Annotated in this window: 13 protein-coding genes and 1 pseudogene; 3 read left to right on the forward strand and 11 right to left on the reverse strand. The window is 62.0% G+C overall.

What is annotated here, in order from left to right; genetic code table 11:
- Positions 1 to 157: 157 nt before the first annotated feature.
- The 3 genes from D3880_RS18960 to D3880_RS18970 are packed head-to-tail and all read left to right on the forward strand — an operon-like array spanning position 158 to position 3,314.
- A complete protein-coding gene (locus D3880_RS18960; protein WP_119895786.1) occupies positions 158 to 388 on the forward strand; it encodes a PP0621 family protein in 231 nt (76 codons plus the stop codon).
- Entirely contained in the window at positions 378 to 1,970 is a 1,593-nt protein-coding gene (locus D3880_RS18965) for a sensor histidine kinase (RefSeq protein WP_218567583.1), read from the forward strand. Before D3880_RS18960 ends, D3880_RS18965 begins: the two co-directional genes overlap by 11 nt.
- Before the next feature lie 3 nt (positions 1,971 to 1,973).
- A complete protein-coding gene (locus D3880_RS18970) occupies positions 1,974 to 3,314 on the forward strand; it encodes a sigma-54-dependent transcriptional regulator (RefSeq protein ID WP_119894971.1) in 1,341 nt (446 codons plus the stop codon).
- Between the two features lie 112 nt (positions 3,315 to 3,426).
- Here the strand turns inward: D3880_RS18970 and thiO are convergent, their stop codons facing one another.
- The 11 genes and pseudogenes from thiO to D3880_RS19020 all read right to left on the reverse strand — a co-directional run bounded on the left by thiO (position 3,427) and on the right by D3880_RS19020 (position 15,584).
- Positions 3,427 to 4,518, reverse strand: a complete 1,092-nt coding sequence (gene thiO, locus D3880_RS18975) for a glycine oxidase ThiO (RefSeq protein ID WP_119894972.1) — start codon at positions 4,516 to 4,518, stop codon at positions 3,427 to 3,429.
- 62 nt (positions 4,519 to 4,580) lie between these two features.
- Complete coding sequence (locus D3880_RS18980) at positions 4,581 to 4,997, reverse strand: type IV pilin protein (RefSeq protein WP_119894973.1); 417 nt, start codon at positions 4,995 to 4,997, stop codon at positions 4,581 to 4,583.
- On the reverse strand, positions 4,994 to 8,356 hold the full coding sequence (locus D3880_RS18985; protein ID WP_162935020.1) for a pilus assembly protein: 3,363 nt from the start codon (positions 8,354 to 8,356) through the stop codon (positions 4,994 to 4,996). Before D3880_RS18985 ends, D3880_RS18980 begins: the two co-directional genes overlap by 4 nt.
- Before the next feature lie 16 nt (positions 8,357 to 8,372).
- Entirely contained in the window at positions 8,373 to 8,891 is a 519-nt protein-coding gene (locus tag D3880_RS18990) for a pilus assembly PilX family protein (RefSeq protein ID WP_119894975.1), read from the reverse strand.
- Between the two features lie 11 nt (positions 8,892 to 8,902).
- A complete protein-coding gene (locus D3880_RS18995; RefSeq protein ID WP_119894976.1) occupies positions 8,903 to 9,934 on the reverse strand; it encodes a PilW family protein in 1,032 nt (343 codons plus the stop codon).
- 10 nt (positions 9,935 to 9,944) lie between these two features.
- On the reverse strand, positions 9,945 to 10,382 hold the full coding sequence (gene pilV / locus D3880_RS19000) for a type IV pilus modification protein PilV (protein WP_119894977.1): 438 nt from the start codon (positions 10,380 to 10,382) through the stop codon (positions 9,945 to 9,947).
- A complete protein-coding gene (locus tag D3880_RS19005) occupies positions 10,382 to 10,846 on the reverse strand; it encodes a GspH/FimT family pseudopilin (RefSeq protein ID WP_119894978.1) in 465 nt (154 codons plus the stop codon). The genes pilV and D3880_RS19005 overlap by 1 nt, the downstream gene beginning before the upstream one ends.
- 333 nt (positions 10,847 to 11,179) lie before the next feature.
- On the reverse strand, positions 11,180 to 11,497 hold the full coding sequence (locus D3880_RS23450; RefSeq protein WP_218567584.1) for a GspH/FimT family protein: 318 nt from the start codon (positions 11,495 to 11,497) through the stop codon (positions 11,180 to 11,182).
- Positions 11,497 to 11,654: pseudogene (locus D3880_RS23130) on the reverse strand (FAD-dependent oxidoreductase); the annotation flags it as partial. The pseudogene D3880_RS23130 and the gene D3880_RS23450, both read right to left, overlap by 1 nt.
- A 298-nt stretch (positions 11,655 to 11,952) precedes the next feature.
- Positions 11,953 to 12,528 (reverse strand): GspH/FimT family pseudopilin, encoded by a 576-nt coding sequence (locus D3880_RS19015; protein WP_119894980.1) that lies wholly within the window; start codon positions 12,526 to 12,528, stop codon positions 11,953 to 11,955.
- On the reverse strand, positions 12,525 to 15,584 hold the full coding sequence (locus tag D3880_RS19020; RefSeq protein WP_119894981.1) for a pilus assembly protein: 3,060 nt from the start codon (positions 15,582 to 15,584) through the stop codon (positions 12,525 to 12,527). The genes D3880_RS19015 and D3880_RS19020 overlap by 4 nt, the downstream gene beginning before the upstream one ends.
- Positions 15,585 to 15,608: the final 24 nt, after the last annotated feature.

Below are 15,608 nucleotides of genomic sequence, written 5' to 3' on the forward strand. Positions count from 1 at the left end.
GATAAGGTTGCGCGCCCGACCCACAGCCGGGCACTACACAGTGTGGCATTGTCCCGCATCGACCCCGGCAGAAACAACGCGCAGGGCGAGGAATAGCGTCTGTGCTGGCTCGGCGTCCTTGGCTAAACTGCGAGCCTCCATAAAAAAAGAGACCACTATGGGCCGCTTGCTGTTCTGGATCGTCCTGATCGCCGTCGCCGTCTGGCTCTGGCGCCACTTCAATCGCCCCTCCCGCCGGCGCAGCAAGACCGAATCGGGGACCACGCCGATGGTGCGTTGCGCGCATTGCGGCGTGCATGTGCCACAAGATCGCGCCCTGCAGCAGGACGCGCACTGGTACTGCTCCCAGGACCATCTACTCCAAGGCCCGCAGCGCAGTGATCGCTGAACCCCTGCTGCTGAGCAGCGCGCAGGGACAGCGAATTCTGCGGCTGTACAACCTCTACCGGCTGATCATCGGCCTAGCCCTGGTGCTGTTGATCTCCAGCGAGCTGGACGACCAACTGCTGGAACTGGTCAACGCGCCGCTGTTTCGCTACGGCAGCTGGCTGTACCTAATCATCAATGTGCTGGTCGCCGCCCTGCTGCAGCGCCCACAACACCTGCTCCCGGTGTTCAGTCTGGCGCTAGTCGACGTCTTGCTGCTGGCCTGCCTGTTCTATGCCGGCGGCGGCACCCCCAGCGGTATCGGCAACCTGCTGATCGTCGCGGTGGCCATCGCCAACATCCTCCTGCGCGGGCGCATTGGCCTGCTGATCGCCGCGGTGGCGGCCATCGGCCTGATCTACCTGACCTTCTACCTCAGCCTCAGCCGCCCGGCCGCCGCCACCCAATACGTCCAGGCCGGCGCGCTCGGCGCGCTGTGCTTCGCCGCCGCGCTGTTCGTCCAGGGCCTGTCGCGACGCCTGCAACACAGCGAAAGCCTGGCCGAACAGCGCGCCGCCGATGTCGCCAATCTCGAGGCGCTGAACGAGCAGATCCTGCAGCGCATGCGCACCGGCATCCTGGTGCTGGACAGCCAGCATCGCGTGCTGCTGGCCAACCAGGGCGCGCAAACCCTGCTCGGCCGCGACGCGTTGGCCGGCAAGATTCTCGACCCGCATTGCCCGGAGCTGGTCAAGCGTCTGCAACAGTGGTGCCACAACCCCACCCTGCGCCCGTCCAGCCTGCAGACGCAGCCTCACGGCCCGGCCCTGCAACCCAGCTTCGTGCCGCTGCAGCGTGGCACGCAGCAACACACCCTGGTGTTTCTCGATGACATCTCGCAGATCGCCCAGCAGGCCCAGCAACTGAAACTGGTCGCCCTCGGCCGCCTCACCGCCGGCATCGCCCATGAGATCCGCAACCCGCTGGGTGCCATCAGCCATGCCGCGCAGCTCTTGCAGGAGTCGGAAGACCTGCAGGGCCCGGACCAGCGCCTAGCGCAGATCATCCAGGACCAGTCGCGGCGCATGAACCTGGTGATCGAGAACGTCCTGCAACTGTCGCGCCGGCGCCAGGCGGAGCCGCAATTGCTCGACCTGAAGTACTGGCTGCACCGCTTCGCCGGCGAGTTCCGCAACACCCTGCCGCACACCCAGCAGCTGCATGTGGAAACCGGCGGCGGTACCCTGCAGACACGCATGGACCCCAACCAGCTGACCCAGGTGCTGACCAACCTGGTGCAGAACGGCCTGCGCTACAGCGCCCAGCGCAACCCCTATGGCCAGGTCTGGCTCAAACTGTTCCGTGACGCCGACAGCGACCTGCCGGTGCTGGAGGTGCTGGACGACGGCCCCGGGGTGCCGGCCGAGCAGGTGCAGCATATCTTCGAGCCGTTCTACACCACGGAAAACAAAGGCACCGGCCTCGGCCTGTATATTTCCCGGGAGCTGTGCGAGAGCAACCAGGCCCGCCTCGATTACAAACCGCGCGAGGGTGGCGGCAGCTGCTTGCGCATCACCTTCGCCCACCCACGCAAGCTGAGCTGAACCATGGCCAACCGACAACGCGCCCTGATCGTCGATGACGAGCCCGATATCCGCGAATTGCTGGAAATCACCCTCGGCCGCATGCGCCTCGACACGCGCAGCGCGCGCAACGTCAAGGAAGCCCGCGAGTGGCTGACGCGCGAACCCTTCGACCTGTGCCTGACCGACATGCGCCTGCCCGACGGCAGCGGCCTGGAGCTGGTGCAGCACATCCAGCAGCGCCATCCCCAGGTGCCGGTGGCGATGATCACCGCCTATGGCAACCTCGACACCGCGATCAACGCGCTCAAGGCCGGCGCCTTCGACTTCCTGACCAAGCCGGTCGACCTCACCCGCCTGCGCGAACTGGTGGCTACCGCCCTGCGCCTGCGCACCCCGCAAGAAGAGGAGCTGCCGGTGGACAGCCGCCTGCTCGGCGACTCGCCGCCCATGCGCGCGCTGCGCAAGCAGATCCTCAAGCTCGCCCGCAGCCAGGCGCCGGTGTATATCAGCGGCGAATCGGGCAGTGGCAAGGAACTGGTGGCGCGCCTGATCCACGAGCAAGGTCCGCGCAGCGAGCTGCCATTCGTCCCGGTGAACTGTGGCGCCATCCCGTCCGAGCTGATGGAAAGCGAGTTCTTCGGCCACAAGAAAGGCAGCTTCACCGGCGCCATCGAGGACAAGCAGGGGCTGTTCCAGGTCGCCAACGGCGGCACCCTGTTCCTCGACGAAGTCGCCGACCTGCCGCTGCCGATGCAGGTCAAACTGCTGCGCGCCATCCAGGAAAAGGCCGTGCGCACGGTCGGCGGCCAGCAGGAGCAGGTGGTGGACGTGCGCATCCTCTGCGCCACCCACAAGGATCTGGCCGCCGAGGTCGCCGCCGGCCGCTTCCGCCAGGACCTCTACTACCGCCTCAACGTCATCGAGCTGCGGGTGCCGCCGCTGCGCGAACGCCGCGAAGACATCGGCCTGCTCGCCGACGTGATGCTCAAGCGCCTGGCCGAAAGCAGCGGCCTGCCCGCCGCCCAACTCAACCCCGATGCGCTGGAGAAACTGAAGAGCTATCGCTTCCCCGGCAACGTGCGCGAGCTGGAAAACATGCTCGAACGCGCCTACACCCTGTGCGACGATGAGCAGATCCAGACCCACGACCTGCGCCTGGCCGAGTCATCCGGATTAGCGGAAGCTGGCGAGGCCAGCCTGGCACAGATAGACAACCTCGAGGACTACCTGGAAAACCTCGAACGCAAATTGATCATGCAGGCGCTGGAGGAAACCCGCTGGAACCGCACCGCCGCAGCCCAGCGCCTGGGCCTGACCTTCCGCTCGATGCGTTATCGGCTGAAGAAGCTGGGGATCGATTGAAGACTGCAAGCCTGCAAGCTAACAGCCCGTAGGATGGGTTGAGCGCAGCGATACCCATCACCTCCGGACTAGTTACCCCGCTGCACGGCAACGCCCCCCTCGGATCTGCGCCCTACCCCAAGCGCCCCGCCGGCGCATAGGGCGCCGGATCGATGATCGGCTCACGCCCCAGCAACAAGTCCGCCAGTAACCGGCAGGACGCCGGCGCCAAGACCAAACCGTTGCGGTAATGCCCGCAGTTCAGCCACAAGCCGTCATGACCGGGCACCGGGCCAATGAAGGGAATGCCATCCGGCGAGCCCGGACGCAGCCCAGCCCAGTGTTTCACCACTTCGGCCTTGGCCAACGCCGGCAGCAGCTCGACGGCCGAAGCCTTCAAACTGGCCAACGCCTCCTCGGTGGGGGTCTTGTCGAAGCCGGCATGTTCCAGGGTGCTGCCGATGAGGATATGGCCATCCTTGCGCGGAATCGCATAACGCCCCTTGGCCAGCACCATGCTCGGCAGGAAATCCTCTGCGCACTTATAGAGGATCATCTGCCCCTTCACCGGCTCCACCGGCAGCTCGATGCCCAGAGTCTTCAGCAACTCCCCGCTCCAGGCGCCGGCAGCCACCACCGTCCGGTCGGCGCGCAGCTCACCCTGCGCCGTGCGCACGCCGCAGACCTCGCCGTCCTCGCGGATGAAGCCGGTCACCGCACAGTGCTCGTACAGCGTCACGTTCGGCATGCGCAACAGGGCCTCGCGCAGCGCCCGGGTCAGCCGCGGGTTGCGCACATTGGCGACTCCGGCCATGTACAAGGCGCGTGAAAAACCACCACCGAGCATCGGCAGGTCGCGATAGACCTCCTCGATCGCCACCGCCGCCAGAGGCCGCCCCTCGCGCCGCGCCCACTCCAGCGCCGCGGCTTCGTCATCCAGATCCAGCCAGTACAGGCCGGTGACATGCACCTCCGGGTCGACCCCAGTCTCGGCCAGCAACTGCGCGCCCAACTGCGGATAGAAATCCTGCGACCAATGCGCCAGCGCCGTCACCGCCGGGCTGTAACGCCAGGGATAGAGCGGCGACACGATCCCACCGCCGGCCCAGGACGATTCGCCGCCCAGCGCCCCCTGATCGAGGACCTCGACCTCATGCCCGGCCTCGGCCAAGTGGTGAGCCGACAACAAACCTATGACACCACCCCCAACCAGCAAAACGCGCATGTACCCTCCAAATGCAACGGGCCGCTAAGCGGCCCGTGATACGTCGTCGGCTTGACTGCCGTCTACCAACATTGAGCCACAGTACGGGTGGCATTGACCATCGTGCGGGCGCCGGTATGGCTGATCCCGAAGTCGCCGCAAGGGTCGCCGGCCATGACACCGCCGCGGGTTGCCCGCAACTGATAGGTGGTCGCGGTCGACGCACCTTCGGCGGCGATGGCGTAGTTGGCCGCCCCCGAGGCGGGAGATTGGGCGGCGAAGACCGCGGCCAGGTTGCCACCGGCATCCAGGTAGGAGCCGTGGGTCGAGTAGTAACGCTCCAGCGCCTGCGCGCCCTCCATCAGGGCGGCCTTGGCCTCGGCCCGCCGCCCCTTGCGCACGTGTTCGGTGTAGTTGGGGTAGGCGATGGCGGCGAGGATGCCGATCACCGCCACCACGATCATCAGTTCGATCAGGGTGAACCCTTTGCTATTGCTCATCGCATCTGGTTCCAGGACTGGCGGCCCTCGAGAATGTTCAGGGTATTGACCGCGGGGATGCAGTCACCCACCCCGGTGCCACGGCACAGCCAGTATTTCTGCGGGTCGATCAGGTCGAACGAGCCGGTCGGGATGCCATTGTCCGAGCCGATGCCGGACGGCGGGAACTTCTGGTCGCCCACGCTGACCATGTCCGCCTCGTTGAACTTGCCATCCTTGTTCAGGTCCAGCAGCACGTAGTTGAGCCGCCCGCCGGTGGCCAGGTCAACCACCATGGTCCAGCCCGAGCCACCCGCCCGGCAGGGGTCGGCGGACGGGACGGCGGTTTCGAAGACCAGCCGGTTGAGCAGGATGCGCGGCGCGAAGATCACCCGCTCGCCCTGCGCGCCTTTGACCGGCGAGGTGAGGTCCAGGTACCAGCCGCGCTTGGTGCTCCAGTCCGGACCATTGGCCGGGGCGTCGAGCACCCGCACATCGCGCCCGAACGCCGGGCCCTCGAAGAGCATCGAGCGCTGCTCCAGGGCGGAACGGCCGGTGAAGGCGATGGAAGCCCCGTTGCTGGTCCGCTTGTCCCAGATGCCGTAGAAGGTCTGCGTGCTCTGGTCGCTGGTATCGCCCGAGCTGTACATGCGCCCGGTGCCGAAGTAGATCATCGTGCCCTGGGTATGGCCGTCCGGGTGATAGGCGATCTCCGGCTTGACCGCGATCGGCTGGCGCTTGCCCTGGGCGTCGGTCGCCACGTACAGCGGCTGCGGGTTATTGCCGTTCTTCAGGCTAACCTCGAAGTCGTCATAGCCGGCGCCATTGCTCTTCAGGCTGAATTTCCACAGGTTGCCGCTGAGGTCGCCGGCGTACACGTCCTGCACGTAGATGTTGCCGGAGCCGTCCACGGCATAGACGAAGGACGGGCTGGACAAGCCACCCGTGGCGGTGCCGGCGCGCACCTTGTGCACCGCGCCGGTGGCCAGCTCGACGATGAACAGCACGGCGTCGTCGCTGGCGCTGCCGTGGCCGTTGCCGAAGATCGCCGCCCAGGTGCCGTCCTTCAGGCGACCGACCAGCGGCTCGCCGAAGTTGTAGCCCAGGTCGTCGTCCTTGATCTCCCACAGCACCTTGTCGGCGCTGAAGCCGGTGGTGCCAGCGGCGTCCGTGACGTCGAGGGCGAAGACGCTGCGACCACCGGCGCCCAGGCTGCCGAGCAGCACCGTCCGCCACTGGTCATTCAGCCGGGCGTCGCGGATGTGCAGCTTGCCGTCCACGAAGTAGCGATGCTTGTAATCGCTGTTGGCCAGCAGCTTGACGTTGTCCTGCACGCCGCTGGGCATATAGCCGAACAGTTCGTCGCCGGTGTTGGCGTTGAAGGCGTGCAGGAAGCCATCGTTGGCACCGACGAACAGGGTCGGCGTCTTGCGCGCCTTGGCGGCGACGAACTCGGCGTAGGTCTGTGCGCCGCTCGACAGCGGCACGCGGCCATGGAAGCCCCAGTCCTGCTTGTTGGCGAGCACCAGGGTGGAGTTGACGATATCGCCGAGCAGGGTGGAACGCTGACGGAACAGCCGCCCGGCCGGCGCTTCGTTCTCGCGTGCGCCCATCAGGTAGTCGAACAGCGCTTCGTCGTCGTTGAAGTGCGCCTTGACGTTGTCCGGCAGAGTGCTCCAGCGCAGCGCCAGGCCATGGTCCGCGCCCGCTCCGCCGTCATGGGTGAACAGGCGGCGCGCGCCACTGCTGAGCTGCTGCCCGGCCTCCCAGACCTCCTTGAAGACCAGGCCGGCGCTGGTCTGGTGTGGCTGCTTGGCCAGCAGTTTGCCGGACCAGTCGGCGCTGCTGTAGAAGGCCTCGTACACCAGGGAGTTGCTGTCCAGCCGGCGCGCATTAGGCACCGCGGCGGTGTTCGAACCGGTGCGGTCGGAGATCGAGGCCAGGGTGCTGCTCAGCGCCACGGCGAATTGCTGCGGGTCCTGGGCGCTGAAGAAGCCGCCGCGCCCGTTCACCGCGGCGTGCAGCAGGTCGTCCAGCTTGGCCGGGTCGCTTTTGCTCGGATCGGGCCAGGTCAGCGCGCCGCCCTTCTTGACGGCATCGAAGGCCGCCTTCGGGTCGATGGTCCCGCTCATCCCCAGGCCGACACCGAAGGTCACCATGTGCTGCCAGAACGCGGGGTCGGCCGGATCGGTCGGCACGCGGTTGTCCAGATCGGGATGCAGATCGCGATTCCAGTAGTACATGGCCACGTCGGCCAGGGTATTGCTCTGGTTATCGCTGAACGGCGCCTTGGGCACGTACTGGTAGGTCTTCCCATCCGGCCCTTCGATCGTCGGACCGTTCTTGTTGTCCACGTTCTCGCGCACGGCACTTTTCGACGCAGCATCGCCGTTCCAGTAACCATCGGTGGTCAGGATGGTGTAGCTCTGCCGGCAGCTGTACTCCTTCCCGCCCGTCTGGCCCGGCGTCGAACTCCAGGGCCCGGACGAGTCGGTACGGGAGAAATAGTCGCCGGCATCGCCCAGCGCCCGGCGCAGCGGGGTACCACCGGAAGCCGAGACGGCGAACAGCCAGTCATAGAACTCCGAGCGGCCAGTGCCCTCGAAACGCCGCACCCCACGCACCACCGTATTGGTATCCTGCGTGTCGACGCGTTGCCCCTTCCGATTGATCGCCCCATAGCCGACCCGGACATCGCCGGGCAGCCCGGAGAACGCCTGGCTCACCCCGGCCTTGGCCGACATCAGGCGGTTGCGGTAGTAGGAGAACCAGTTGGCGAAGTTCTGCTGCTCATCGGCGCCCACGCTGCGCTCGGCATAGCAGGCATCCTGGCGCGGCTTAGTGGCGCAGGTGCCGCCGCCGATGTAGTCGTAATAGAAGGCAGCCACGCCGCCCTTCTGCGAGCCCACGGCAAAGTCGCCCATGATCGCGAGATAGCCGCTGCTCAGGTTGACCTTCTCCCCGCTGCCCGCATAACCGTTCACCCAGGCCGCGGTGAAGCTGGCATTGGCGTAACGCTGCCCGTCGCTCTTGATCGGCGGCAGGTACTGCACCTTCGGGTTGTAGTAGGACTTGTTCAAGTGGCTGGAGGCCAGGTACTTAAGCCCCGTTTTCGGGCAGCGATACAAACGTTCGCCAGCGTAATTGCCTTCATCGCAATCATCCTCATCGTAGGACGAATCCAGGTCATCGGGCAGGAAGCCCCAGTTCATCGAACCCGAGTCATCCAGGATGAACATGAGGTTGGGTTCGACCTGGCCACCCAGGCTCAGCGGAACCTGTGCAGGCGCGAAGGCCGCCAGGACGCCCTGGCTGAACGCCGCGGTCAGCACACAGGCCAGCAGCGCCCGCGCCGCGAACATGAATTTCGAGCCGATCATATCTGTCTCCCTTCGATCAGTTCTGGCTGCGGATGGCAATGGCCACGGTGGAGCGCAGATGCACTTCGGCATCCCCGCTGCCATAGCCGGTGGCATCGACGTTGAACAGGTAGGTGCGGCTCAGGCAGTCGAAGGCGCGGTTCTCGGCGATCGAGCCATCGGTTTCGCACACAAAGAAGGTCGTCCCGCTCGAGTCGCCGTAGTAGTTGCTCACCTGGCAGGCCGGCTGCTTCGGCTTGTCGTGCAGTTCGGCAGGCGGCGACCACTGGGCCGCCGTCACGGCCGGGCAGTCGGTCGGCGCCTTGAACAACTGGGTCGGATCGACGCTGGCCTCCACCTGCTGGCGCACATGGGCCTCGCCCACCCGCAGCGCGGCCTCGGCAGCCTGGAATGCCACGTTATAGTCCCGCGCCCCACCCGCCATGCGTTCCTGCAGGGTGCTCCCCGACATTGACGTCACCCCCAGCACCGTCAACACCAGGAGCATGATGAGGCAGACCAGCAGCACCGCCCCTCTTTGCTTTTGAATGTTCATCCTTCGCCTCGTTAATCGATCCGGTTACGCAGGGCCACCACGGTGCTGAACACCTGGCGCAAGCGACCATCCGCCGCCACCGCAGCGCCATCAAACTGAATGGCCTGACCCTGTGCACCGGGTGCTCGCTCAGCAGTCACCAGCAGCAGATCGATCTTCACCGTACGCACATCGCCCCAGCGATTGGCCGCCTCCACCTGGGCCGGGCTCAGGTAGGCCTGCACGCCCACGCTGCTGGCCTGCGCCACACCGAAACTGGTGTGCATGGACTCCACGCCTTCGACGATCTCCGTGCTTTGCGCCGGAATTTGCGCTACATCCCGCACAAACAGCGCGCGGATCGGTTGCCCCGTTTCCGCAAGGCGGCCGGTATCGGCCACGTAGAAGGTCTTGTGGCTGAAGCCCACCACCCGCGCCGGGCTGCTAAAGGCGATATCGGAAAACTTGAAGCCGCCACATTTCGCATCCTTGTTGTTATTCCCCGCGGCATGGGTCAGCGTCACTTGACCGGAGCCGGAGGAGTTCGGCTTGTTGCTGACACGGATAATCACCGCCTTCTCCATATCCAGCACCATCACGGCACGGTCCTGCTGCATGCTCGGGCAATACGCGGTGACCTTGATATTCGCGTTAGCACCAGGCTTGAGCAGCTCGCCTGCCGTGAGGAACGACTCGCAGCCATCATTCACGAACATCGATAGCTGATCGGTTCCCACTGCTCCGAGAGCACCGTTCGCAGTGATCCGCTGCCCCCAGATCGGCCGATTCATCACACTCCACCCGGCCGCACCACCACCGGTGGCGACCACACAAATGCTCTCCTCGTCCAAACGGGCCCCAAGCCCAACACCGGCTGGGCGGAGTTCCGCCGCCAGGTACTGCAGAGCGAAACGGCCGTTTTCCTGCAGATGGCTAGCCGCCCCCTGCATCACAAAGGTGTTTTTGTTGCTGATGAAAACCTGCATCACAGCCAGGCTGATCAGCAGGCCAATCGCCATAGCCACCATCAGCTCGACCAAACTCAAGCCCTGTTGCTTACGCATAGGTACCCCGTCAAATCTGCGTCACGAATGAGAACTGCTGGGTGGCACTGCCCCCCACCCGCGCTTCGTTCCATTGGACGATGATGGTGAACAGATTGCCGTTCTGAACAACGCCACCGCTGCCGCCAGGCAATTGCCTGGCTAAGTTGTTGCGCCATTCGGCCAGGTCACGCTGAAAAGGCAGACAGGTTTCCGCTGAGGGATTGCAGGGCAATGCAGTAGCGATGCTGAGGTTGTAAAACCCCGCCTGCGCATCCCCCCGCGCCGCTCGCATGCGGTCAGCCATTTCATAAGCCAGGAAAGTCGCATGGGAACGAATGGTGGCCGTCTGGTTGGCCTTCAGCGCCGTCAGCTGCATGGCGGCTAGGCCAAGCAGCCCGATGGAGAAAATCAGCACCGAGACCATGACCTCCACCAAGGAAAAACCCTGCTGGAATTTCCTGTTCATCAGCAGCCCGCCTTCTTAAGAGAAATCGCACCAGACAACTCAATGGATATCGAGCGATTGAAGACGGTGCAGGCGATGGAGGAGTCCTTTACTACCAGGTCAAAAGTGACCTTGGCCGCACTCACCAGACGACCCTGGACATCGAACAGAATGCTTTGCTGGCCGGCAGGATCGACTACGAAGGATGACAAGGGGGCAAATCGACGCAACTCCAGGCTGTCTCTATCCCTGAGCACCTGCCAACTGCCATCGGCCACCAGCGGTCCCTCAAGCCTGACTGTCTGCGCGCCTTGCACTGCCTCGCGGCGTGCATAGTTGAGCATGCCGGCAAACGTATTCAGCTCAGCCGTTGCTCGGTTATCACGCAGCAACTGGGAAAGATTCGGCGCTGCCAAGCCAATCAACACCGCGAGCACAACGAGCGTGATCATCAACTCGATCAGCGTGAAGCCTTTCTGCGACATACATCCACTCCATAGACGGCTCTAGACAGCGAACAAGGACTACGGAGCTCCCTCCCTGCTAACGCCCATCCATGGACAAACGGTCGAAAAAAACCGACCAGCGGCCTTTATTGCGCTGCGGCATAGTAACCGAGGCGAACGTACGTTTTAAATTTAGTGGAGAAAATTGTGGCATTGACCGCACTAAAAGCGCGGTGATCAAACCACTGGGAGGGAGACAAAGGCCCAGGACGGGCCTAAGAGGGAGGGAGCCCGCTATTTAACTGGCGAATCCAAGAAGGGAAAGCTTCGCGCACCAACTTGAGCCGCTACAGCGATGCGCGAAACGTTCAGTCACGAACAGCTTGTAGCTGTCGTCTTGGTGACCGAGGTGTGCCCAGTAAGACTGATGCTGACCACTCGCTCCTGGCTGCCCACGCTAGGCGTTGCGCGACACACCGTCAGCGCGGTTTGTGTAGCGCAGACTCCAGTCGGCTGGAAGGTAATGCTGTTTACACTTCCAGTTATCAGGAAGCCACTTGCTGCTGCCGGATGAGCCTGAATCACCATGCCACCAGAGCTTCGCACAATCCACCCCTCATGCCAGCCACCCGACGAGGTACAGAAGGTTACCGGCTGATTGCGCTTGATTGCCTCACTGCGCGCCAGCAATGCGCCAGCGCCGTCACCGCCGAGCTGTAACGCCAGGATAGAGCGGGGAAACGATGCCGCCACAGGCCCAGGACGACTCTGCGCCCACCGCCCCCTGATCCAGCAGGCAGACCTCGACACCGGCCGCGGCCAACAAGCGCGCCGACAACAACCCGATAGCGCCCCCCCACCATCAAGACACGCATAGCTTCTCCAAAAAACGGGCCGCAAAGGCGGCCCGTTATACGTCATTAACCCGGTTTATTCCCACCAGCACGCCAGCACGCTGCGAGGCACGCCGTTGATCGTTGGCGCACCAGCGTGGGCCAACCCTGTGGCAAGGCCAGATCGGCCGCGCGAACGCACACACAACACACGCCAGCCGCTCTTTGCGCCGCATCGCTAATGTTTAAGCGTTGGCGTGAAGGCTGCCTGCAGGGGCAGCCTGTTACGCCGACTGAGCTACGGGAAATGGGTCAGGAACAGGTCGAGGTATTGGTCTTGGTCACAGATGCACGCCCTGCCGCAGTGATATTGACCACACGCTCTTGAGCGCCAACGCTGGGGGTGGCGCGGCAGGCTGTCAATGTGGTCTGAGTAGCCCCTACACCTGTTCCCTGAAAACGTACACTGGCGACCGTCCCGGTAATTTTAAAACCGGAAGCTGCCGCCTGATGCTGCAGCAGTACCGTCTCTCCAGCATCCCGTGTCCCGTCATCGTCGGCATCGTGGAATACCACCCAGCCTTGCTCCCAGCCCCCAGCGATGCAGCTTGCGCCATCGGCAGAAACACACATCCGGACAACGGAATTACGCTTGATCGCCTCGCTGCGTGCCAGCACCGCACCCGCGACCAGATCGCTGGCCTGGGAGCGCAGCTTGCTGCCCAAGGTCATGTCAGAGTACGACGGCACCATAATTGCCAGCAGCACCGCGAATACAGCAAGAGTGATCATCAACTCGACCAGCGTGAAGCCGTGCTGACGGGATGATCGCAGTGCAGTCCGACGAGATAGCTGCCAAGAGGGTATCTTGCGCGCGCTCCGGGTCATTGTTCGATATTCCAGAAAACTCGGTTTTTGGGTTGCGCCACAGAGGAAAACTCAGGATCCGGCTCGAAACAGTCGAGCATGCAGATAAAGGGTACTTCCGTACCATCATCGAGCTGGACTGTACCTGCCACAGGAGACGGCGACAGCCCACCACCGGCCAGCGTGATAAAGCGCTCACCTGTTGGGTTTGACGCATCCGTATAGGCAATGCTGTACGCGCGATTTGTTCCCAGGCTGGTGCACCTCCCGGCTACTGGGGCTGTAGGCTGATGGGTATTGAATGCTACTTGACCGAACACAGTAACAGCGGAGGTCACCACTTGCTCGGTTGCTGCCAAACCGAGATACCAGCCCTTTGGCTTCGCATTCAGCTCGGCCTGGGTGGGAGTGGCACTGGTCGTAATGGGTAACAGCGAATTCAAGCAGATCACGCTAGTAGAGCAAGTGGTACTTTCTGAACTCAACCAAGTCGTATCGGTCGGCTGATCCTTCAAGTTAAAGAAATAGTTCGTAACACCGGCGGCGGCAGTAAAGCTGGTCAAGGGTTTTTCGCGATCACCTGATCCTACTTGCAGAAAATACGCACCTCCAGAAAGAACTACCTCCGGACCGAACATGAACTTACGATTGGTCGCACAGCTTGCTGTAGTGTCGCAACCCAACGAGGCAATCGTGGTGATTCCCCAGTCTTCCGGGGCATCCGCGCCAATGGTTATTCGGTAGATGTTACCCCCCATGTCGGCCGCGTAGGCATAGACAGCAAGACCAGAACTATCTGGCACAACGGTGACGTCTCCAACCACACTACGAACGGTATCCAAGGTTTTCAGCAAGGCACCAGAATCGGCATCCAGCACATAGATCTTGTTGCCCTTGGATGACGACGTACAACTGTGATTTACCGTGCCGTTATCTGTGTCCTCGCAACTGTCGTAGCCCCCCCCAATGATCAACATGGGCGAAGCCCCGGAACCATAACCTGCCGACTTAAGCACTTGTGCCGAAGACCACGTCTGGCCGATTGCCTCCAAGTCCGCAGTACAGCCAGTGTCGTTACCAAGATTAGGGCAACCTTTCTTCCACTTCAAAGACGGGCTGGCAGGGTCGGTCACGTCAAAGGCATAGAGAGCCCGACCACCACGACGCATTCCGGCGTAAATAAAGGTTTTATCCGTTCCGCCAATGTCGCCCTTGAAGGCAGAGATCGGCCCATCGATACCATAGGCCTTGGGCTGCGGCGTTGGCGTTCCTGTTGTGTGGCCGGGATAGCTAATGGTCGTGGTGTTGTCGCGTATACGTTTGATGTTGCCGTAGAACTCCGGCGGGATAAACGACCAAAACTCTTTACCCGCTGTAACCGACCCAATGCTGGAACTACGATTGCCATTGATGGCACGAAGTACACCGTCATTGCCGCCGTAAAACACCACCACCTGGGGCGAGGCTTCCGTACCATAGTTGATGGCCACCGGGCGCGAGTGCACTACGTCGCCATGGGCGGAGGGACGCATTTCGGTAACGGTAAGCGCATCGGTATCCTCATCGTTCACATCCAGTCCACGCGCCCAATTGATCACCGCATCACGCTCGGTTGAATCCGCAGCACCAAGCAAGGTCGAGGTAATCGCAGCATTGGCCGTATCGAAGTTGGTCAAGCTGGTGCAGGCGGCAAAGGCCGGATCACAGGTCTTGACCGTGCGCGTAGTGGTGCTACGCAGCAAATAACCCTGTCCGCCTTTTTCGACCACATTACCGTCCGGGTAATTGGACACATCCGAATTGGCAACCTCCAGACAGGCGCCCTGTGGCTTGAAGGCCCAGTAGTTGTCCACAGTGGTCGGTGTCCAGAAACTCCGTGCGCATTCCGTAATGAAGTTGGTCGAGCTATTGATTGCCGCTTTACTGCTTGCATCCTGCAGTTTGAGCACACCGTCAGTACGCCCCAGCTTGTACTGTTTCAGGTTACCCGCCCAACGCGGAAACGAGTCCTGATCCGGACGAAACATGCCGATAAACACCTGATTGAGGTAGGTGCCCTGGGTATTGACGCTGACTGGCAAGCTGACCGAAGCGAATACACTGTTGACCGATTGAATTTCGGAAAATATGGTCTTCAGGGCATCGGCAATTTGAGTTCCACTACTGGTCACGTCGAAATATTTGCCATCGCTTACGTTGGCTGCACTTTTCAACAGCGCTGTCCAGCCGGGTCCCTGACCAGTAGTGACTTTGTTGATATCGACCGTATAGGTGGTAATGCCCAGATTGCTTTTTTTCATAAAGCGCACCCATTCATCCAGCGCATTACCTTGCGAACCGGACGGAGAGATCGGAATTACGGCCTTGCTTCCGCCAGCCGCGACCAGAAGATCTTCTGCTTGCTCAGTATCGCTATTACTGTCCTGGTTGGCGCCATTACTAATAAAAATGATGAAATTCTTCGCACACCCGGAAATGATGGGATTGGCATAAGGTGTTCCGTCCTTCGAGCTTAGTGCATTGCCCGGCAGCGCCCAGACATTCCTCGAAGGAGCCAGCGCCGCACCAACAGCTGCCGGATTGGGATTATAGACATTCTCCATATAGTCTGTTTTGTTTTTGTTATTCCCGGCATAAGGTGCTCCGGCGGAAAAATATCGATAAGCCTCCGCCATGGCTTTGGCGCTCTTACCGGCGTTGCCTTTGTCATTGTTCGAGTCGAAGCTATTCACCAGCGCTTGGTATTTCAGTTTTGTGGCACTATCCAGTAAACGTATTGCAGCACGGACATAGCCACCGTCACTACCAGAGTTGCCACCTCCGCTTTCGGTGTACATCATCAGTCCAACTCGAAACTTGTCTGCCGGTAACGCCGAAACAACCGAACTCAGAGCAGCCATTTCATTGGAGAATGGAGTGCTCCAGTTCCCCGTATTGTCCAACACAATCAACACATTTGGCACATCGGTCGAGCTCGGCGGAGTACCAACGAACAGATCAATATCTTCTGCATGACTGGTAAAGCTCGCAGCCAGCAGCGTCGCGGCAAGCAAATTCTTTAAAAAAGTAGCGCTCATAGTGGTCTCCTAACAACGCGTCCG

Source organism: Pseudomonas cavernae (genome assembly GCF_003595175.1).
GTDB classification, from domain to species: domain Bacteria; phylum Pseudomonadota; class Gammaproteobacteria; order Pseudomonadales; family Pseudomonadaceae; genus Aquipseudomonas; species Aquipseudomonas cavernae.

What these genes read in the sequence shown, in the direction of transcription:
- D3880_RS19015 (WP_119894980.1), bottom strand. Translation starts at nt 12,528, where the DNA reads ATGACCCGGAGCGCGCGCAAGATACCCTCTTGGCAGCTATCTCGTCGG.
- pilV (WP_119894977.1), bottom strand. Translation starts at nt 10,382, where the DNA reads ATGAACAGGAAATTCCAGCAGGGTTTTTCCTTGGTGGAGGTCATGGTC.
- D3880_RS19005 (WP_119894978.1), bottom strand. Translation starts at nt 10,846, where the DNA reads ATGTCGCAGAAAGGCTTCACGCTGATCGAGTTGATGATCACGCTCGTT.
- D3880_RS18995 (WP_119894976.1), bottom strand. Translation starts at nt 9,934, where the DNA reads ATGCGTAAGCAACAGGGCTTGAGTTTGGTCGAGCTGATGGTGGCTATG.
- thiO (WP_119894972.1), bottom strand. Translation starts at nt 4,518, where the DNA reads ATGCGCGTTTTGCTGGTTGGGGGTGGTGTCATAGGTTTGTTGTCGGCT.
- D3880_RS19020 (WP_119894981.1), bottom strand. Translation starts at nt 15,584, where the DNA reads ATGAGCGCTACTTTTTTAAAGAATTTGCTTGCCGCGACGCTGCTGGCT.
- D3880_RS18980 (WP_119894973.1), bottom strand. Translation starts at nt 4,997, where the DNA reads ATGAGCAATAGCAAAGGGTTCACCCTGATCGAACTGATGATCGTGGTG.
- D3880_RS18960 (WP_119895786.1), top strand. Translation starts at nt 158, where the DNA reads ATGGGCCGCTTGCTGTTCTGGATCGTCCTGATCGCCGTCGCCGTCTGG.
- D3880_RS18990 (WP_119894975.1), bottom strand. Translation starts at nt 8,891, where the DNA reads ATGAACATTCAAAAGCAAAGAGGGGCGGTGCTGCTGGTCTGCCTCATC.
- D3880_RS18985 (WP_162935020.1), bottom strand. Translation starts at nt 8,356, where the DNA reads ATGATCGGCTCGAAATTCATGTTCGCGGCGCGGGCGCTGCTGGCCTGT.
- D3880_RS18970 (WP_119894971.1), top strand. Translation starts at nt 1,974, where the DNA reads ATGGCCAACCGACAACGCGCCCTGATCGTCGATGACGAGCCCGATATC.